General features: G+C 39.5%; 23 protein-coding genes. 1 reads left to right on the forward strand and 22 read right to left on the reverse strand.

Annotated features, from left to right (window positions below):
* Nucleotides 1–126 precede the first annotated feature (126 nt).
* The 18 genes from rpmA to HMPREF1865_RS03420 form a co-directional block, all read right to left on the reverse strand.
* Nucleotides 127–411, reverse strand: coding sequence for a 50S ribosomal protein L27 (rpmA, locus tag HMPREF1865_RS03335; RefSeq protein ID WP_004696430.1), 285 nt, complete (start codon nt 409–411; stop codon nt 127–129).
* A 12-nt stretch (nt 412–423) separates the two neighbouring features.
* Nucleotides 424–738 (reverse strand): ribosomal-processing cysteine protease Prp, encoded by a 315-nt coding sequence (locus HMPREF1865_RS03340; RefSeq protein WP_008601403.1) that lies wholly within the window; start codon nt 736–738, stop codon nt 424–426.
* 2 nt (nt 739–740) lie between these two features.
* Entirely contained in the window at nt 741–1,052 is a 312-nt protein-coding gene (gene rplU, locus HMPREF1865_RS03345; RefSeq protein WP_004696434.1) for a 50S ribosomal protein L21, read from the reverse strand.
* A gap of 201 nt (nt 1,053–1,253) precedes the next feature.
* Nucleotides 1,254–1,787, reverse strand: coding sequence for a manganese efflux pump MntP (locus tag HMPREF1865_RS03350; RefSeq protein ID WP_060919227.1), 534 nt, complete (start codon nt 1,785–1,787; stop codon nt 1,254–1,256).
* Between the two features lie 70 nt (nt 1,788–1,857).
* Nucleotides 1,858–3,285 carry an Rne/Rng family ribonuclease gene (locus tag HMPREF1865_RS03355; protein ID WP_060919193.1) on the reverse strand — a complete coding sequence of 476 codons (1,428 nt, stop codon included), beginning with the start codon at nt 3,283–3,285 and terminating at the stop codon, nt 1,858–1,860.
* Between the two features lie 34 nt (nt 3,286–3,319).
* The gene (locus HMPREF1865_RS03360; protein ID WP_060919194.1) at nt 3,320–4,015 is read right to left on the reverse strand and encodes a TIGR03936 family radical SAM-associated protein; all 696 of its coding nucleotides are present in this window, start codon (nt 4,013–4,015) and stop codon (nt 3,320–3,322) included.
* A complete protein-coding gene (locus HMPREF1865_RS03365) occupies nt 3,987–5,870 on the reverse strand; it encodes a TIGR03960 family B12-binding radical SAM protein (protein ID WP_060919195.1) in 1,884 nt (627 codons plus the stop codon). The genes HMPREF1865_RS03360 and HMPREF1865_RS03365 overlap by 29 nt, the downstream gene beginning before the upstream one ends.
* Nucleotides 5,871–5,925: 55 nt before the next feature.
* Entirely contained in the window at nt 5,926–7,029 is a 1,104-nt protein-coding gene (gene rodA / locus HMPREF1865_RS03370) for a rod shape-determining protein RodA (RefSeq protein WP_004698715.1), read from the reverse strand.
* Nucleotides 7,030–7,037: 8 nt separating this feature from the next.
* Nucleotides 7,038–7,961 (reverse strand): P-loop NTPase, encoded by a 924-nt coding sequence (locus HMPREF1865_RS03375; protein WP_060919196.1) that lies wholly within the window; start codon nt 7,959–7,961, stop codon nt 7,038–7,040.
* A 1-nt stretch (nt 7,962) separates the two neighbouring features.
* On the reverse strand, nt 7,963–9,885 hold the full coding sequence (gene mrdA / locus HMPREF1865_RS03380) for a penicillin-binding protein 2 (protein WP_060919197.1): 1,923 nt from the start codon (nt 9,883–9,885) through the stop codon (nt 7,963–7,965).
* A gap of 19 nt (nt 9,886–9,904) precedes the next feature.
* Nucleotides 9,905–10,399 carry a rod shape-determining protein MreD gene (gene mreD / locus HMPREF1865_RS03385; protein ID WP_060919198.1) on the reverse strand — a complete coding sequence of 165 codons (495 nt, stop codon included), beginning with the start codon at nt 10,397–10,399 and terminating at the stop codon, nt 9,905–9,907.
* Complete coding sequence (gene mreC / locus HMPREF1865_RS03390; RefSeq protein WP_060919199.1) at nt 10,396–11,313, reverse strand: rod shape-determining protein MreC; 918 nt, start codon at nt 11,311–11,313, stop codon at nt 10,396–10,398. The genes mreD and mreC overlap by 4 nt, the downstream gene beginning before the upstream one ends.
* A gap of 1 nt (nt 11,314) precedes the next feature.
* On the reverse strand, nt 11,315–12,352 hold the full coding sequence (gene mreB, locus HMPREF1865_RS03395; RefSeq protein ID WP_004698656.1) for a rod shape-determining protein: 1,038 nt from the start codon (nt 12,350–12,352) through the stop codon (nt 11,315–11,317).
* A gap of 279 nt (nt 12,353–12,631) precedes the next feature.
* Entirely contained in the window at nt 12,632–13,330 is a 699-nt protein-coding gene (gene radC / locus HMPREF1865_RS03400) for a RadC family protein (RefSeq protein ID WP_004696456.1), read from the reverse strand.
* Between the two features lie 147 nt (nt 13,331–13,477).
* Entirely contained in the window at nt 13,478–14,044 is a 567-nt protein-coding gene (locus HMPREF1865_RS03405; protein ID WP_060919200.1) for a Maf family protein, read from the reverse strand.
* Between the two features lie 85 nt (nt 14,045–14,129).
* Complete coding sequence (locus HMPREF1865_RS03410) at nt 14,130–14,750, reverse strand: hypothetical protein (RefSeq protein WP_060919201.1); 621 nt, start codon at nt 14,748–14,750, stop codon at nt 14,130–14,132.
* A gap of 152 nt (nt 14,751–14,902) precedes the next feature.
* Nucleotides 14,903–16,108, reverse strand: a complete 1,206-nt coding sequence (locus HMPREF1865_RS03415) for an acetate/propionate family kinase (RefSeq protein WP_060919202.1) — start codon at nt 16,106–16,108, stop codon at nt 14,903–14,905.
* Between the two features lie 3 nt (nt 16,109–16,111).
* Nucleotides 16,112–16,675 (reverse strand): hypothetical protein, encoded by a 564-nt coding sequence (locus HMPREF1865_RS03420; protein ID WP_060919203.1) that lies wholly within the window; start codon nt 16,673–16,675, stop codon nt 16,112–16,114.
* A 186-nt stretch (nt 16,676–16,861) separates the two neighbouring features.
* Between HMPREF1865_RS03420 and HMPREF1865_RS03425 the strand changes: the two genes are divergently transcribed.
* A complete protein-coding gene (locus tag HMPREF1865_RS03425; protein WP_060919204.1) occupies nt 16,862–18,193 on the forward strand; it encodes a tRNA(Met) cytidine acetate ligase in 1,332 nt (443 codons plus the stop codon).
* A 122-nt stretch (nt 18,194–18,315) separates the two neighbouring features.
* On the opposite strand, the gene pyrR is transcribed toward HMPREF1865_RS03425, so the two are convergent.
* The 4 genes from pyrR to HMPREF1865_RS03445 form a co-directional block, all read right to left on the reverse strand.
* Nucleotides 18,316–18,837 carry a bifunctional pyr operon transcriptional regulator/uracil phosphoribosyltransferase PyrR gene (gene pyrR, locus HMPREF1865_RS03430; RefSeq protein ID WP_004696466.1) on the reverse strand — a complete coding sequence of 174 codons (522 nt, stop codon included), beginning with the start codon at nt 18,835–18,837 and terminating at the stop codon, nt 18,316–18,318.
* Nucleotides 18,838–18,930: 93 nt separating this feature from the next.
* The gene (locus tag HMPREF1865_RS03435) at nt 18,931–19,854 is read right to left on the reverse strand and encodes an RluA family pseudouridine synthase (RefSeq protein ID WP_060919205.1); all 924 of its coding nucleotides are present in this window, start codon (nt 19,852–19,854) and stop codon (nt 18,931–18,933) included.
* An 86-nt stretch (nt 19,855–19,940) separates the two neighbouring features.
* Nucleotides 19,941–20,384, reverse strand: coding sequence for a signal peptidase II (gene lspA, locus HMPREF1865_RS03440; protein ID WP_287507655.1), 444 nt, complete (start codon nt 20,382–20,384; stop codon nt 19,941–19,943).
* Nucleotides 20,385–20,489: 105 nt separating this feature from the next.
* Nucleotides 20,490–20,654: a DUF362 domain-containing protein gene (locus HMPREF1865_RS03445; protein ID WP_004696472.1), complete on the reverse strand. Its 165-nt coding sequence runs from the start codon at nt 20,652–20,654 to the stop codon at nt 20,490–20,492.
* Nucleotides 20,655–20,939 lie beyond the last annotated feature (285 nt).

Below are 20,939 nucleotides of genomic sequence, written 5' to 3' on the forward strand. Positions count from 1 at the left end.
ATGATATATTTAATAATCACTTTAAACTATATTATATTATACCAATACAACTTACACCATAATAAACAAAAATAAGCAACAAAAAATCCCTAGTGGAAACCACTAGGGATTAATAGTCTTATAAAATTAAGCTTCTACAGGGTATACGCTAACTTTACGGTTATAACGACCAGCACGTTCAAATGCTACTTTACCAGGCACAAGTGCAAATAAAGTGTCATCTTTACCGATACCTACGTTAGTACCAGGGTGGAAGTGAGTACCACGTTGACGAACGATGATGTTACCGCTCTTTACGATGGAACCATCATGGCATTTAACACCAAGACGTTTAGATTCACTGTCACGACCGTTACGAGTACTGGACACACCTTTTTTATGTGCGAACAATTGCAAATCAAAAGTAAACATTAAGTTCACCTCCTATATTTCGTGAATTTGGACAAACTCTGGATATTGACGGCTAATTTCCTCCAAACCGAGAAGCATAGTCCCCAGAATATCCTGTCCACTCTGATTAATCGTACCAGAGAGAACTATATCACATTGACCTTCGCTATTCGTATACTCCCCTTCTTGTCGAGCAATTTGGGTGAGTCCTAACATTGCCGTTGCCGACAAGGCGGACACTGCGGCACATACGATATCGAAGCCATGTTCATCATATCCTGCATGACCGGACATATGACAACCAACTACTTGACCATCACTATTCCGCTGGATTCCAATGGAAACCATAATTAAGCTTGGATAGATTCAATACGAACTTTTGTGAACGGTTGACGATGGCCTTGACGACGACGGTAGTTGGATTTAGCTTTGTATTTGAATACTAAGATTTTTTTACCTTTACCATGCTCAAGAACTGTACCTGTAACTTTTGCACCGTTTACAAGAGGAGCGCCAACTTTAACGTCGCCGTCATTCACTACAGTCAAAACTTCTTCGAATGTAACGGACTCGTCAGCAGCTGCTTCCAATTTTTCGATAGTAATTACATCGCCTTCAGCAACGCGATATTGTTTACCACCAGTTTTAATAATTGCGTACATGAGAACACCTCCTTGTTATCGAACTCGCTGAATTCGGTATCCCGACCCGAACTTCGGTCGGGCGTTTAAACCTGCTTCACGCGGATTGCAAAGTTCAGTAAACCGAACTAATACTGGTATAGTATATCCTATTTACACAGTCATGTCAAACAAAAATAAACAGAATCCGCTCAGTTTCTAACACTTTCACATATATATACCTTAAAATTCTCCAATAATCCCAAGATGTTGTAAAAGTATCTTTGTACCGATGAGGATCAATACATCTCCACCTACTATATCTGCATATTTTCCAACAAATCGGCCCATAAATTTACCTAAGTACACACCAATTAAAGAAATGCCAAAGGTAATAATACCAATCATGGTAGAAGCTTCCCATACATTAATAGGTAAGAACGCAAAGGTCAACCCTACAGCCATCGCATCGAGACTGGTCGCTACGGAGAGCATCACCATCTCCCAGACACCTAAAAATTGCTTATCATCGTCCTCTTCATCATCATCGCTAAGCCCTTCTCGAATCATAGCGATACCTAAATAGCCAAGAAGACCAAAGATAATCCAGTGATCCCAATCAGATATGACATCGATAAATTGACGTCCTATGAGCCAACCGATGAGGGGCATTAGGAACTGAAACAAGCCAAATAGAAAGGCCAAAGTGACCTTCCGACCATTCTCACCTACAGGCATTGTCAGCCCCTTACCAATAGATACGCCAAAAGCATCCATGGCAAGACCAATACTAATTAATACAATTTCAAATATAGATACTATACTCACCTATAAACAAACTACTTACTTATTCGGCTATAGCCATCAAGGAATATCCTTCTCGACTAATTTGTGGATTTACTACAATAGAAATCTTGCGACCTATAGACTCACCTAAATCCTCGACAATAGCCTTTGTTAAATACTGGGCCACCTCTGGATGAACTTCGATTTCTAGATTCGTTTTAATACGTCCCGATTTAAATAACTCGCGGATGCGACGCACAATCTGCATATATACAGTACGCCCCGACAACATATAGCCCGTACCGCCACATTGAGGGCATGTATCAAACATCAAGGTTTGCAAGCCTTGGCGAGCTCGCTTTCGCGTCATCTCTACGAGGCCAAGCGAACTAATGCCGCATACAACGGTTTTCATTTTATCTAACTTGGCTTGTGCTCCCAATAGTTTTAACAACTCTTGTTGATGCTCTTTATCTTTCATATCAATAAAATCGATGACGATAATACCACCGATATCACGCAATCGCAATTGACGACAGATCTCTCTTGCCGCCTCTTTATTGACTGTAAAAGCTAAATCTTCTAGCTTATTAGATTTACCAGTATAATGAGCAGAATTTACATCAAATACGGTGAGAGCCTCCGTATGATCAATACGGATTGACCCTCCAGAAGGAAGATTAATATCGCGAGAGATAAGATCTTCTAATTGCGGTTCAATATGGTTTGCTTTAAAAATAGGTGTGCTATCGCGATGACGTGTTACTTTAATTTGTTGCGATGTAGGACCATGACCTAAGAGATCCATCAATCGATCTTCACCCATATCGGAATCGACGATGATTTCTTCTACATTGCGATGAGCATAGTCCCGCACAAGACGGAACCAGAAATCCGCGTCACTATATAAATCAGTACCGCTCTTAGCCACCTTAAAGCGCTTCAACACATGTTGCCATGTACGCCACAAGTAATCCATGTCACGGCCTATTTCATCAGCACTAGCCTTAGCTGCCGCAGTGCGAATAATAAAACCGCAACCTTCTTGCACGTATGGTGCTGCTAATTCTTGCAACTTTGCACGCAAGGCTTCGTCAGTAATCTTTTTAGAAATATGCATGCCTTCAGAATACGGTAAAAGCACCATAAAGCGGCCCGCCAAACTGACATCAGCAGTTACGCGAGCACCTTTACCAAGCATTTCTTCTTTCACTACTTGAACGAGAATTTGTTGCCCCACAGATAAGCGTGGCAAAATTTTCTGTTCCTTCCCTTGTTGTAAGTTCAAGTACGCATTTTGAGAGCCCCCAATATCAACAAAGGCCGCTTGCATACCATTCAATACATTCTTTACTGTGCCTTTGTACATATGATTTGCCATATGAGACTCATCGGTACGCTCCAAGACAAAGTCCACTAGCTGGCCTTCTTCATCGATAACAGCCATGCGAATTTCTTCGCGCATAACATTGACCAAAATTTTATGCATCCTATCCCTCCCTTCTTTATCAGCTAAATTATAATTAGTAATTAATCTCTAATGGCGTATAGCGACCTTCTTCGTTTTCTACCATAATGGCTTTACGGTGAATTTCGTAATCTGAAGTAATAGGCCAATTATACTGTTCTTTACCAAGATTCCATACTTCGCTAGGTTTAATAGTCCCTTGCGGATAAATACCGATGCCCATTGTAAGAGTCACCATGTCATCCTTAATAGAGGCTACGACCGGTTCTTTTACAAACTCTTTTACATCAATGGTACGAGTTTTCTTAGGTGTCACCTTTTCATAAGAAATTTCCGTTGCTTCATTAAAAGGTTTAAGTAACGCATCCCAATCTGTATTTTTATCTGTCACAGGACCTGTTACCTCATAGATAGCAAAGTTACAGATGGCCATTATTTTTTTCACCTTTTCAGGCATTTCTTTACCATCTAGGACCTCAAGACCAGGAGGCGCTACACGATTTAAGCGGTCCATAATGGACTCTAAACTATCATCTTCGAGCACATCCATATCGATATATTCAGCTGCTGCCGTTACGCCTAAAGCAAGTGCAGAGGAAAAGCTAATTTTCATATGAGGGTTAAAGCCTTCAGAATATACCATTTTAATTTCTGCTCGACGTATCATCCGCTCTACAGCTTGAGCATAATCAAGGTGTGACAGGAATCGTAATTCTTCGCCCTTATTTAAGGCCAAACGTAACTTTTTCAACTCTGCCACCCTCCTTATAGTCAATAATAGCTGTATTGAGCTCTGGACATACATTACAGCCCTTACATGGAGCTCGACGACAATCACCTGTAAGATTAGCTGCTACCGCTTGCTCCCACTCACGCTTTAAGAAAGCTTTACTTACAGTACAATCTAAATGATCCCAAGGCAATGGCTCATCGAAATCTCGTGTACGACGTGCAAAATACGCAGGATCCAATCCGCAGTCAGCGAATGCTTTCAACCAAGCTTCATAGTTAAAGAACTCAGTCCAACCATCAAATTTACAACCAGCCTTCCAAGCCTCTACGAGAACTTTAGATAGTCTACGATCTCCGCGAGCAAAAGCGGCTTCCATGTAGCCAGTATAACCATCATGATAGTGATAAGAAATGTTACGATTATTGATGAGAGACTTCAAGTAACGTTGTTTACGATGAATCTCCTCCACATCTTCTTGACCATACCATTGATATGGAGAATGTGTTTTTGGTACGAAGAAGGATACGCTCACCGTTACAGACCCATTCCGTTTGCCTGTAATATCACGGTGCAAGTCAAGCACCTTGTACGCAAGATCAGCAATACCAGCCAAATCTTCGTCTGTTTCTGTAGGAAGCCCCATCATAAAATACAATTTAACCGTGTTCCATCCTGATTTGAAGGCATTAGTACATGCGGCTAACAAATCTTCTTCACTAACGCCCTTATTGATAACGTCACGCATCCGTTGCGTACCTGCTTCAGGAGCAAAGGTAAGACCACTCTTGCGCACTTGCTGTACCTTTTTCGCAATATCGATAGAGAAGCTATCAATACGCAATGACGGTAAGCTAACGCTAACTTGTTTATCTTTAAACTCTTCCATGAGCATATCTACGAGTTCAGGCAATTTAGAATAGTCCGCAGAGCTCAAACTCATCAAGGATATTTCATTGTACCCCGTATTGGCAATTGTATCTTTAGCAATCTGTAACAAACGTTCTGGCGTCTTTTCACGAACCGGACGATAGAGCATACCCGCCTGACAGAAACGACAACCACGCGTACAGCCACGGAATAACTCCAATACAGCGCGGTCATGCACTATATCAAGGAACGGTACAACAGGCTTTGTTGGATAGAATACATTCTCTACATCCTCTATAATACGTTTCTCAACGGTTGCAGGTACGTCTTCGAAACGCGGCGTAATCGATTTAAAATTGCCTTGTTCGGTGTATTCTACATCGTATAAAGCCGGGCAATATGTGCCAGGAATTTGGGCTACTTTACGCAAAAAGCCTTCTTTGCCACCTGGGAAGCCTTTGGCTTTTTCTGCTTTAAATAAGTCGATGAATTCATCGCCCCACTCTTCGGATTCACCGAGGGATACGATATCAAAGAAATCAGCAATAGGCTCTACATTATACGCACAAGGGCCACCGCATACAAGCAGTGGAAAATCTAAATCACGCTCCTTAGCATACATAGGAATGCATGCTAAATCGAGCATATTTAAAATGTTAGTAAAGCTCATTTCATATTGAAGCGTAAATGCTAACACATCAAAGTCTTTAATAGGCGTACGTGTTTCTAAGGAAAATAATGGAATATTACGCTTGCGCATTTCCTCTTCCATATCGTGCCACGGTGCAAATACGCGCTCGGCTACCGCATCTTCACGACGGTTTACGAGACCATACAAAATCTTGATGCCCAAATGACTCATGGCCACTTCGTACACATCGGGAAAACCTAAAGCCATAGTTACATCAACAGTACTGTGATCTTTCACGATACTATTGTATTCGCCGCCCGTGTAGCGAGCAGGCTTTTGGACATGTTGTAACCATGACGTATCTAATTGAATCATACATCCTCCGTCTTTAATGAAAGACTTCTTTCACAATCAATCCTATGAAAGGATATTAAAATATATATTTTGTCCGCTGTCTAGCAATATTTAATAAAATGCCAATGCTCAGCATATTAGTTGTTAGCGCACTAACACCATAGCTAAGGAAAGGCAACGGAATCCCCGTTACAGGCATGATACCAATCGTCATGCCTACGTTTACGAGCACTTCAAAGGCAAACATCGTACCAATACCCGTTGCTAATAACATACCAAAATTATCATTGCAGGTATACGCTACTTGAATACTGCGATAAATAAGCATAAACAATAATAGCAATACTACAATGCATCCTACAAAGCCAAATTCTTCGCCGATTACAGAAAAGATAAAGTCCGTATGATTTTCTGGTAAAAAGTTCAACTGACTTTGAGTACCATTAAAGATACCTTTACCAAAAATCATACCCGACCCGATGGCAATCTTAGATTGAATGATATGATAGCCAGAACCGAAGGGATCAATATCTGGATTTAAAAATACTAGAATACGTTGCTTTTGGTATTCTTTCAGTACAAACCAGCCCAAAGGCATCAAGAGTAAAGTCACGCTCGCAATGATTTTTATAAGCTTAGTTTTGATACCAGATATAAAGAGCATCCCTACAAATATAGCAATATATACGAGGGATGTCCCCAAGTCAGGTTGTAAGAATACGAGAAGGATAGGAATCCCTACATATAACACTGGCATCAATAGGGATTTAAAAGTATCTAACTTGCCAATGCGCGGTTCTAACATTTTAGCCATACAGATAATCATCAATAGTTTAGAAAACTCTGAAGGCTGGATAGTAATTGGCCCCAGTTGAATCCAACGCTGTGCACCTAGTGCGGAGGTACCAACTACCATAACTGCAATTAACATAAGCATGGTAATCACATAAATCATATTCCCCCACCCTTTAAGGCGATGGTAATCTAGAAATTGCATGCCTATAACGACAGCTATATTTGCTAAAAAGAATACGAGTTGTTTTACCACTAAACTACCAAAACCGATAGCTTCATGATTCACATGGGTAGCACTACCAATAGCTGTAAGACCAATTCCGACAAGTAATATAGTACATATGATGATAGTCCAATCGCTATCTGTCCATATTTTACGCCACATCATATCACCTATTTCAACTTGCTACGGCGCCACAAGCTTTGTTTCCCTTGCACCAATAAGCGTTGCGTGGTCCAACCGCCACGATTAATGTAATGAACATTGTTAGAATCCTCAAAAATAGACTCACCTACTGTTGCAAGACTTGGTGTACTATCTTGCTCCTTCGATGTTTTTTTCTTAGTTACATAAGCATCGAAGTGCTTTTGTACATCGTAGTCTTCCCAACACTCACCGGTAGTTACATAATCAACAAGAGGTGCTAACATAGCTTTTAGTTCGCTAGAAACAAATTCTAACAAACGACCATCTTGTGTATAGGTCAAAATATCCTCATCATAAGGGATTATAGCCCCTACATATTCAGCGCGAAGGACTTCTAACATATCATATAAATTGATATTCTCTCCATCGATAGGTACTGCATTAAAAGCAATAGCATAATCACGAATATTATGTTCTTGACATACTTGAATCATGCGCGCCCCATTACGCAAGGACACCCATAGAGGATGCGTCACCACGATGCAGCGATTTACTAATTCTAAAATAGACTCTATGCCCTTACCGATACCAGCAGGAGCATCGATTAAAATATAGTCATATGTCTCAGAGAGGCGACGGACTAATTTTTTATATTTTTTACGACCTATATCTTCCCAACGAGCACTTTGGCTAGCTGGTAGGAAATCTAAGTTTTCAGCAATTGATACAATGGCATCATCCATATAGTCTTTATCTTCGCTCGCATCTAATGCGTCGTAAATAATTTCATTTGCCACTCCTAACACAAGGTCTAAATCGCGCAATCCAAAATCTCCATCACAGAGCAATACGCGATGCCCTGCATTGCTTAAGGCTGAACCCAAGCAAGCGGTAATCGTAGTCTTACCTACGCCCCCCTTACCGGATACAACGCCGATTATCTCGCCCATACTAATCCTTTCTTGGTTGTCCACTAGTTACCGCATTCTGAGGTTTTTGCCCTTTATTAATACTTGTCCCCGTAGCAGTTTCCTTATTGCCCTTACTATTTGTATCATTAGATTTCTTATTCACTGGTACATTGAAGTACGCAGCCAATATATCTCGTACGATAGGCCCTGCAGATCCCGCACCAAAGCTACCTTGCTCAACAAGTGCAACCACTACAATTTGCGGCTTATCATATGGTGCATAAGCTACAAACCAGCCGTGATCTCTGCCATGTGCATTCTCTGAAGTACCCGTTTTACCAGCTACATCTATAGGGAATCCTTTAAACAACTCCCCTGCCGTACCACCTTCATTAGTAACGTCACGTAAGCCTTCGCGAACAAGATCCATAATATTTTTTGGTACAGGTAAAATACCGAGCTTGTCTGGACCAAAGATTTCTTTTGGCGTGCCATCCTTATTATCAATACGGCTCACCACATATGGGCGGTATTTAATGCCACCATTTGCTACTTCACTGAGCATAACAGCCATTTGCAACGGTGTCACCAAGGTAAAAGACTGACCTATAGCCGCATCAAAGGTTTCACCTAAATACCAATCTTCATCATACACTTTGCGTTTATAAGCAGGACTTGCCATATTACCAGAGGCCTCACCAACAAGATTGATGCCTGTCTTTTCGCCAATACCAAAGTAGCCAGCATATTTTACAAGTCCTTCTATGCCAACGCGATTGCCCATTTCATAGAAGTAAACATTATCTGATTTTGCAAGAGCTTTATTAAAGTTAAGCCACCCTAATGCTTCACCTTCTGCATTTCGTTTATCGATAAGCCAATGTTTACCACTATCAAAAATCATTTCTTCAGGGGTAACCTTTTTAAGATCTAAAGCCGCCGTACCTGTAATAATCTTGAACGGAGAACCTGGTGGATATTCACCAGAAATAACCTTATTATCAAATGGATGATTCTTATCGTTATTCAATTGATTCCACTGTGCCGTTGTAATCCCCTTCGCAAACCAATTAGGGTTAAACTCAGGGGCGCTGACCATGGCCAAAATGGCACCCGTATTTGGATCCATTGCTACTACAGCAGCTCCTTGAGCTGGAATGCCTTGGGCACGCAACTGTTCTAATTGGTTCTTAACAGCTTCTTCAGCAGCCTTTTGTAGATTTGCATCTATTGTCAAATGAATATTAGATCCAGGCACTGTATGCTTTCTATCTACCTCCGCAACCGGTCGGCCTGTAGCATCAACCTCTACCTGTTTACCACCATCAGTGCCACGCAAGATGGAATCATATAGTTTTTCAAGACCAGAACGGCCTAAAATAGTACCACCACTAATAAGGGTATTTGGATCTTGCTGTTTTAGCTCTTCTAATTCTTCTTCGCTCACTTCACCCACATACCCAAAGAGCTGAGAAGCCATCGTTTCATATGGATAATAGCGAAGTGGTTCTACATCTATGGTAACACCTGGTAATTCATGACGATGCTCTTCGATGCTTGTAACTACATCCATAGAAATATCATTAGCAATACGAATTGGCTCATAACCATATTTATGATCATTTACCTTTTTTGTAATATCTTCTGGTTTAATTTTCAGCAAAGTTGCCAACTTAGCAACTTCACCTTCGTCTAGAGCCTTCCCCGTAGGCAAAATGGAGATAGTGTATGCCGGTCTAGAACCTACTAAGATCTGACCATTTCGATCGTACATAATACCACGAGCAGCTGTCATGGATACCATGCGCAAACGGTTGCCTTCTGCCTTAGCTTGGTAATAACCACCAGACAAGATTTGCAACGACATCAGGCGTAATGCCAAGACTATAAATATACCGGCTACAATGTAAAAGAGTACATCAAAGCGATTCGTTTTTCTTCGTTTATAGAGGCCTTCAAGCACTCTTTCACCCCCTTAATCCTTACCAAATATAACCTTGTTGTTCATCATCTTTACGCCATAACAAACCATGCATAATAGCGCCTAACAAGCCATTCCAGAACATCACGGGTAATACCATATGCCACAAGTATAGTCCAAAGTGCAAATCGCCACCACTAGCTAATATCATAAAGCTACGAATAACGCCATCTAGCAGCGTACAAATAGCTACTATACCACTAGACCAATACCAGCGTTCTTCATAGATACGATGCTTTACAGCAGATAGTAGGTATACCACAATTACGTAAGGGAATAGATGGAGCCCAAAAAAGTTAGATATCAATACATCATGTACGATACCCCCAACAACAGCGGATATCAGACCCATACGACGGCCTTTAAATAAAGTAATCATAACAATTATCGTCAAAATTAAATTTGGTAACCAATTTGTATGGAAAATAGTAGGCAATAATTGCGCTTGTATAAAATATATTAAAAATCCAGAGAGAGCTAAAGCTAGACGCATCATTGTTTAACGGCCCCCTTTGCACCCTCTACTTGATCTCGTTGTGTTTGAGGCACAAGTTTAGGCTCAAGTTCTGGTTTTTGTGGTGCGCTTAGAGAAGACGAGGTAAGCACAAAAACTTCTTCTAAACGATGAAAATCTACACTCGGTGTGACTACCGCATTTTTAACAAATCCTTCCGAATCATTTTCAATAGATTGCACGTTGCCAACAGATAAACCTTTCGGATAAATTCCGCCATATCCAGAGGTAATCAACTTATCACCTACCAATACATCACCATCGCGAGCAATATTTACCATAGATGGTGTACGAGGTGTATTGCCATTACCTTTTACAACGCCAGACAAACGAGATTCAGGTCGTTGTACAAGGATACCTATTGCGCTACGCGGATCAAGAATGGTTTGAACGCGAGCAGAATGCGGATATACATCTGTAATAAAACCAACGACACCACTAGGTACAACAACAGCCATATTAACTGCCATACCTTCTTCACGCCCTTTATCAATGGTGAAAGTATTTGTCCAAGTACCGTAATCCTTTGTAATGATACCTGCTAAGGTCATGGAGAATTCTGGATGGCTACTCTTATAGTTTAAAAGCTGACGAAGGCGAATATTCTCTGCCACTACTTCATCGTAGTTAACTACCTTTTGTTCCAATGTAGCTTTACGAGATGCTTCCTCTTCGCGTTCGATAGTAGAGAAAATAGCATTATTAAGTACTGTAAAGCTAGTTTGGACGCCCTCTAATAAACGAGCTGACCCATAAGAGAAAGGCGTTGTAATTCCTTCAAGGGTAACCGTAACAAAGGGAATACTAGTCCGTTGCTTCCACGCAAAGCCGAGCAATGCCATTAGGATACAACCAATGACAACGATGATAATTAACTTTTTATCTGACTGTATCATGCTAGTCTCGGCCCTTTCTATTCTTAGAATTTACAATAAAACGCGATAAGCTCACCAAATCAGATGAGGCCCCATTAAGACCTACCACAACTTTTGTTTCAGGTGCTTCAGGAACGTGAACAGGTACACCTACTTCAGTACCAATCCGATCCGCTAAGCCAGATAATCTTGCCGTACCGCCAGTAAGCCATATGCCATGTTGCATAATATCAGCCACGATTTCTGGTGCCGTAGCACGAATCATTTGCTTAACCTCATCCAAGAGTCCTATCAAACATTCATTTACAACTTGGTACACTTCAGATTGATGAATCACACAACGTCTACCTAAGCCGTTCATCATATCGCGCCCCTGAAAGGCATACTCTGCATCCTCTAAAGGAGCGATAGCTGTACCTAATGTATGCTTAATATCTAATATGGTCTCATCAGATACGATAACGCCAAAACACTCACGCACATAGCGCAATAAGGCATTATTAATATCAGAACCACCAAAACGAATTGTTTTGCTATCTACGATACCACCTAAAGAAACAATCCCCATATCAATAGTGCCACCACCGATGTCAATAACCATAGATCCTTGCGCTTCAAAGATAGGCACACCACAACCAATAGCAGCCGCCACAGGTCGTTCAATGAGGAATACCTCTCGAGCACCAGCTTGAATAACAGCATCCATCATAGCTCGTTGCTCAACATCGGTCATGCCACAAGGAACCCCTACGACAACGCGGGCTCGACGCAACGCATTAGACACCTTATTAAGAAAGTAGCTAAGCATAGTATGCATAACACGATAGTCAACGATAAATCCATCCTTTAAAGGCGTTAACGGACGCCACATATCGGGCATGCGCAATACGAGGCGCGCCGCTTCATCACCAACGGCTACTACTTTTTCTTGTTTTGTATCAGTTGCTATAATCGATGGTTCGCTTATAACAGTCCCTCGCGTCCCCCCCATGAGGCGCGTTTGTATGGAACCAATATCTATACTTACATCTTTTCCTAGAGTAGGTAAAATGGAACTCATAGTAATTTCTCCTTCATTACATCATCATTCCATTTTACCATATATAACGCGACTTTTTCCATTGATATCAGTACCTTTCCTTTTGTTAAAAGCACTGATAATGCATAATCCCTGTACTCATAAGTCATACATAAAAATTACATAACTTCATACATATAATCTCATACACAATAAAGAAAAGCACTCATTTATAGGAACTTACCCATGCGTCAAAATTAGGTATAGTTCAAAATGAGTGCTTTTAATAATCTTACTTGGCTTTGTTCAGTTTATTTAGGCTCAGCTCAATTTACCAATTTCGCTGAGGCTCGTAAATTCATTATCCCCTATAACAATATGATCGAGTACAGGAATCCCCATAAATTGACCAGCACTAACAAACATTTTCGTTAGCCGTATATCTTCATCACTTGGTCTACTATCACCTGACGGGTGGTTATGGATTAGAATAATCGCCGCCGCATTGCATGCTATAGCTTTTTTAAATACTGCTCTTTGCTCTACAAGGCTTGATACCAATCCACCATTAGAGATATGTTCCAACTGAATAAGCTTATTTCGAGATGTTAGCATGGCAGCCCACACATGTTCCACATCTTCGTGCCGCAGTCGTTCCATCACATATTGAGCTATTACAAAAGGTTGCGAAAAATCTTCATAAGTCTCTTTAATCTTAAGCTCCCCTAGACGCCTACCCATTTCAAGTGCTGCGCATAGCGTCACTGCTTTATCTCTACCAATACCCTTGATTTTGGTTAGATTATCTACGGTCATTCGGTTAAGACCATATACGCCATCATCAAAGGATTGTACGATATCACTTGCCAAAGAAATCGCAGATTGCCCCTTTACCCCTGTACGCAATAAAATAGCCAACAACTCCTCCATTGCCATATGTGAAGGGCCTAAGGCGAGAAATTTTTCTCGCGGTCGCTGGAATGGTAGCATATCTTTTACACTTACTGTTGGTACTTCCATAGAATCTCTCCATTCAAATAGATAACACCATTTGTAAATCAAACAATAAACACATCTACTCTCTTAAAAATTATTCAGCACAGCACAGCACAGCACAGCACAGCACAGCACAGCCAATTATATCACTATCTGTCTAATACGCTAGTACTATTTTGCCCCTAACGCCTTGCACAGTTCCTCGTATACATGTTCAACTGGTAACCCTACCACATTAGTATAAGAGCCCTCTATTTTATCTACCCATAATGCACCTTTTCCTTGGATGCCATAAGCTCCAGCCTTATCCATCGGTTCCCCACTAGCAATATAAGACTCGATTTCAAAGGGTACTAATTGTTTAAAATATACTTTTGTTTCATTGTGAAAAACTATCTCCTCCCCTTTGATGAGTAACGCGACTCCAGTGATTACAGAATGTGCTCTACCCGATAAATGCTCCAACATATGGCGTGCATCGGATTTATCATGTGGCTTTCCTAATACTTTATTATCAAGGACAACAATAGTATCTGCGCCTAACACAATACTTCCGTCAGGAACACCTACAGCACAACGAGCCTTACCTAATGCTTGGGCTTTCACCATTTCAATAGGGTTGTCGTAACCCTCATTAGATTCCTCATAAGTACTGGATACAACAGTATGATCAATCCCAACCTGTGTTAATAATTCAGTTCTACGTGGTGATTGACTTGCCAAATATAATCCAGCCATATACGCTCCTTCGCATTAAAAAACTTGTACATAAAATTCTTGGTATAACCAAACTATCCTGCCTATCCCCAAAACTTACCATCCCTTACATAGTTGTTCCTTTATCTTCTTTAGAAGAAATTAATCTTTCATAATATTCTTGTACATCTTCCCCATGTTTTACCGCATCAGCTCGCACCGCCGCATAAAATACGATATCCGCTTGAGGCACACGAATACGGCCAGGCACATGCTCTTCTAACATTTCAAAGAATCTATCGTCGGCTTTCAACAACAAACGGCCATTTTTAACTTTATTTCCATCTACAATAGAATACACAAGAGACCAAATTGGGCGCGGATCAGAGGTAGAACATTTTCTATATTTATAACGATATTTAATATTTGTCAACAATTCACGTTCAAACTTGAACACCCCATCAATCATGTTATAATCTACTTCAAAATGACGATTTCTAAAGATAGAATTCTCTTCAATCACAAGCTTTTTATCTGTCAAAATATATGTATATCGACTAACAGCCTGTTTAACCATAACAATGATGGCCATAATTTCAATAAAATACTCAGCTAATAAAACCGTATGTAATTGAATACTGCGATACGTTGTATAAGCTGCTGCACACAACAATAAAATCACAAAAAATACTACCAATAACTCTGCACTTCTGGTGCGCTGAGATTTTTCTTTATATAATACTGTCATGCTTTACCTCTTTTAAAGAAATCACTAATTAATAACTATACATCCTATTATAAGATATTCTATGCATAAAAACTACAAAAACCCCATCCATATCCGAGATATAGACGGGGTTTTATGACTCTATTAGTCACTCAGTTCAGATCCGAACTATATTATTTTTTCAACGCTGCAGTAATACGTTGAGTATCACGAGCAATCATGATTTCTTCGTTTGTAGGAATTACGAAGATTTTAACCTTAGAGCCTTCAACACTGATTTCTTGTTCTTTACCACGAACATTATTGCGTTCAGAATCAATACGAGTACCTAAATATTCCAAACCGTTACAAATTTCATCACGGTTACCAATACCGTTTTCACCAATACCAGCAGTAAAGATGATAGCATCTACACCGCCCATAACAGCAGCAAAGGCACCGATTACACGGCGAACTTTGTAATGGAACATATTCAATGCCAATTGTGCGCGTTTATTGCCGTTAGCAGCAGCTTCTTCAATCACACGGAAGTCATTAGATACACCAGAAATCCCTAATACACCGGATTCTTTATTCATAACTCTATCGATTTCTTCATAGGTCATACCTGTTTTTTCCATCAAGAATGGAACGATAGCAGGGTCAATATCACCTGTACGCGTACCCATGATCAAACCGGACAATGGAGTGAAGCCCATTGTAGTATCGATGGAGCGACCGCCTTTAATAGCAGCCACGGAGGAACCATTACCCAAGTGGCATGTGATGATACGAAGATCAGTCATATGTTTACCCATTAATTCTGCACAACGTTGTGCTACATATTTATGGGATGTACCGTGGAAGCCGTAACGACGAATACCGTAATCTTCATAATAAGAGTAAGGAAGCGCATACATATATGCTTCTTTTGGCATAGTTTGATGGAATGCAGTATCAAATACAGCAACTTGAGGTACATTCGGCATAATAGCTTCACAAGCTTCAATACCTTGAATGTTTGGTGGGTTATGCAATGGTGCAAGAGAAGCACATTCTTCCAATGCTTCCATAACTGCTGGAGTAATCAATACAGAATCAGCAAATTTTTCACCGCCGTGTACTACACGGTGACCTACAGCATCGATTTCATCCATGGAAGAAATAACACCAAATTCAGCATCAACTAAAATATCTAGCAAAATGCGAAGCGCTTCTTTATGGTTCAAAATTGGTTCAACGCGTTCTAATTTATCTGCATTAGGACGTTTGTGAGTGAAGATAGCATCTTGATCACCAATCTTTTCAAAAAGGCCTTTTGCCAATTCTGTTTCAGTTGTCATATCAAGTAATTGATATTTCAAAGAAGAACTACCGCAGTTAACTACTAATACGTTCATCGATTAACCCTCTTTCTGTTGTGTAACTTGAATCTTGTTTTGAATTTCTTTGCTGATATCAGCACCTACCTGATCCTTTTCAGGATATTGGTAGATTATATTCCACAATACGCCATGATCTAAGAATACGTATTGAGAAAAGCTAAATGTTTGCCCTTGTGTTGTATACGTCACATCAAGCTTCTTTGCAGATGTACCTTGTAAAGCTACAGATTCTTCCTTGATGGTTGCGCCCATCTTCGTGAATTCAGACTTGCTGCGATTTAAAAAATCATCAACCGTAGGCAATGGTTTATTGTCACCAGCACGCAATGCTTCAACTTCAATCACCATATGTTCTGTAACGGAACCATAAATATCAATTGGATACCCATCATCAGTCATATTTTTTGTACTTTTACCCATTTCATAAGGCAAGGCAATGGTAATCTCAGATTGACCAACACGGATAACTTGATGGCCAAAACTATATGTATCCATTACATTTGTAGAGCCACATCCCGCCATTGCTAGCAGCACAGCACCGAGCAGAGTCCCTTGTAATGTACGTTTCCAATTTTGTTTCATCATATACCTCACATCAATTCAGCATTTACAGTTAATTATAGCCTATAGTGTCAAGAAAATCTATACTAAACTTAATATTTACACATAACATCATTTCTATAAACAAGCCTTTTATATGGATATCATGAAATGTAGTTTACAGCATTTCTTCGCTTTGTTACACTAACAATAATGAAAGGAGTCACTATGAAAACAATCGGTATTATCTGTGAATACAATCCATTTCACAATGGACATGCTCATCAATTACATACCTTAGCACAAGAGCATCCTGAAGCGCTGCGCATTTGTATCATGAGTGGTTCCTTTGTACAACGAGGAGAACCTGCTATTTTTTCTAAATTTGACCGTGCTCGTTGGGCTATTCTCGGTGGTGCAGACATCGTTATCGAGCTACCTACACTCTATTCTTTGGGTAGTGCACAACTGTTTGGAACAGGTTCTATTCGTATGGTAAAAGCTTTACATATCGACGCCCTCTCCTTTGGTTCTGAAACGGCTAATCTACATGCACTCTTAGACATAGCTAAACGTATGGATTGTGAAAGTACTCAAACAGTATTGCGTACCTATCTTAACGAAGGTATGTCCTATGGCTCTGCCTTTCGTAAAGCCCTTGATACAGAGATATTAAACACACCCAATGCACTATTAGGACTTGAATATATTCGAGCAGGACTTACCTATTATCCTTCCTTAAAATATATACCAATCTTACGCACATCAGATTATCACGACGCGAATATTACAAAAGATTTTCCTTCTGGTACAGCATTGCGTAAACTCATAACAGAAATGGCTACAGGTAGTAACAATTGTAATAAAAATAGTATCTACACTTCTACAGATATAGATACAACGACCAGTGCAAGTACAAATACAAATACAAATACAAATACAAATTCAACTGCAACTACATTAACAAAATTAAATGCACTAAATAGTAAAATAGAATTACAACTTCAGTCAATCGTTCCTAAAACTATTGCAGACGATATGACTAATATAATTTCTAATGGTGCTTATGTAAACTATAACCGCTACTATGACATGGTCCATATCTTAAGTCGTCGTACATCGACTAAGGAACTAGAAAGCTTTAGAGAGTTTAACGAAGGCATTGAACACTTATGGTCCAAAGCATCCCAACAACCTACGTGGAACTTGGCTATGAAGCAAATAAAATCAAAGCGCTATACCTATGCCCGTTTACAACGAATGGGAGCCTATCTCACCTTAGGAATCCAAAAAGATTTACTACAAAGTGCTATACAGGAAGCGCCACAATATGCTCGCTTGCTAGCCTTCAACGATAGAGGTCGTCAATGGCTTCGAAATGATTTTGAAATACCACTTATTCAAAAATGGGCCAAAGCACCTAATGAATTAAATACGTTGGGACAAACGATGCATCAAATCGATACATTAGCTACAGATATACAGGCCTTATGCTTACATAATGAAGTTAAACGAATAGGTCATATGGACTACACCTATACGCCACAATACATAAAATAAGCAGAACTACAATCTGGTAGAAACATTCTGCACATAAATATAAGAGTCAAATAATTTAATTTTATTAAGATAATCATCTTATTATATGATAATACTCAAAAAATAAGGGGTTACAATACAGATTATTCCTGTATTGTAACCCCTTCTTCACCATCCAGATCAGCGACGGCAACGCGTACACTTTCAAGATGTGATGTAGGAATATTTTTACCTACATAGTCCGCTCGTATAGGCAATTCACGATGACCACGATCGACGAGGACGGCCAATTGAATAGATCTTGGTCTGCCAGCCGTCATTAATGCATTTAAAGCAGCACGGATGGTACGGCCCGTATACAAAACATCATCTACAAGAATAATTGTCTTTTCCGTTGTATCAATCGTACACGGTTCCCCCTCTTTAGGACGAGCATCACGATCATCACGATACACTGCAACATTCAAAGACTCACAATCAATATGAATACCTTCTATACGCTCAATTTCCGCTTGTAAACGTTTTGCCAAAATGACACCACGCCGTTCAATACCTACAATTAACGCATTAGATAAACCTTTATTGCGTTCTAAAATTTCATGACTAATACGACGAATAGCACGCATTATAGCGTCTTGATCCATTAGTAAGCGTTTCTTTTCCATATATACGCCCTTACAGCATAAGATTATTCTATGCCCCTATATCCAAATAAGTAGTAAAAATAAGTACCTAAACAATCAATGTAAACATTTAGACTATTTTCGTTTATCTTCACGGTAGGTCTTAGCAAATTCTAAGCACGCCTCAAAGTCAGCTGGTACCGGTGCTTCAAAGTGCATTTCTTCACCTGTAATAGGGTGTTTAACATCTAACGATTTAGAATGTAATGCTTGCCCTTCTATAGGGAAATCCATACGTCTATATCCATAAAATGGGTCATTAACAACAGGATGTCCAATATGAGCAAAGTGAACACGAATTTGATGGGTTCTGCCAGTCTCCAAATTACATTCAACCAATGTTTGATGACCATAACGCTCCAATACTTTAAAATGTGTTACTGCATCTTTACTGTTTTCAAAGACAACAGCCATTTTCATGCGGTCTTTTGGATGGCGTCCAATAGGCGCCTTTATGGCCCCTTTTTCTTCTACAATATTGCCTTGTACTAGCGCCCAGTACGTACGTCTTGCAGAATGTGCTTTTACTTGCTCTGCTAGGCCAATGTGCGCTGCATCATTTTTTGCCACCATCATAACACCAGACGTATCTTTATCTAAGCGATGCACAATACCTGGTCTAATTTCACCATTAATGCCTGATAGGTCCTTACAATGGAATAATAGAGCATTTACAAGGGTTCCAGAATAATTCCCTACTGCAGGATGTACCACCATGCCACGAGGTTTATTAACAATAACAATATCGTGATCTTCGTATAAATAATCTATAGGGATATCCTCAGGTTTAACCTCAATCGATTCGGGCTCTGGGATTTCTACATGAATGACAGTATCAGGTGTAAGCCGAAGATTAGCCTTCCCTACTTTATCACCTACTGTAACATGACCACCTTTAATTAGACTCTGAATATAGCTACGAGATCCTTCCATCTGTTCAGTTAAAAATACATCTAGTCTCATGCCTTCTTGCTCAGCACTTACAATATATTCATTCATCCTCTATTCCTCTTTGAGTCAAGTATAAGATATATATTTATTGACGAATCAAGTCAATGATTTATAAAGGGCCCAAATAATGAAAGCTATTCATGGTCCTCTTTCAATGAAAACAAATAAAATACAACAAAAGCTACACCTATACAAATACCAATATCTGCCACATTAAAAATAGGCCATACACGAAAATCAAAAAAGTCCACTACACCATGAATCATGTATCGGTCAATGCCATTACCAATTGCACCTGCGACTAATAAGGCGGATCCGATTTGCAAAGTCCAATGGCCCTTAGCTAATCGCTTCCAATAAAAAGCACAAACAGCTAATAGAACAAAAGCTACTAGTAAGAAAAACCATCGTTGATTCGCTAACATGCCAAAGGCTGCACCGCGATTAATAATATAGGTAAGATGAAATACATTAGGAATAACAGGTAAAGATTCACCTAACAAAAAATGATTCATTACATAATATTTAGTTAATTGGTCCAATAATAACCAAATGATGAGTACTGTATAAAACAAGATTAACTCCCTTACTATAATATAATTCTTAATAGTCCTATTATACTAAGTTACGCAAATTTAGGCAAAATAAAAAGCCCCTCAATGAGGGGCGTGTTTTATTTGTGATTACTCAGCGGAAATTACAGAAACTGGGCAAACGGATTCGCAAGAACCGCAATCGATGCAAGCATCGCCAATTTCGTATTTAGTTTCGCCTTCAGTAATGCAGGAAACTGGGCAAACAGATGCGCAAGAACCACATTTAATGCAACCATCAGCAATAACTCTCATAATTAGGACCTCCATCAAAATATAGATCAGAACTTTTTATTATCATTTAGAAAGGCACTTGCCTCAACTTATGTTCTCATTATCACACAGTTCAAATTGAAAGTCAAATGAAAATGATAAAAAATTATATAATATTTTGCATAATAATTGTTCCTTTTTATCATAAAAAGCCTATATTTATATGAATTTTGATATTTCTTTTCATTTATGTAATTGAGTTTAATAATCAATAATTGAGAATACACTAATTATCATTTCAATTAAAATACGTACTACTATACTAGG

This window comes from Veillonella parvula (assembly GCF_001553335.1).
Classification (GTDB): Bacteria; Bacillota; Negativicutes; order Veillonellales; family Veillonellaceae; genus Veillonella; species Veillonella parvula_S.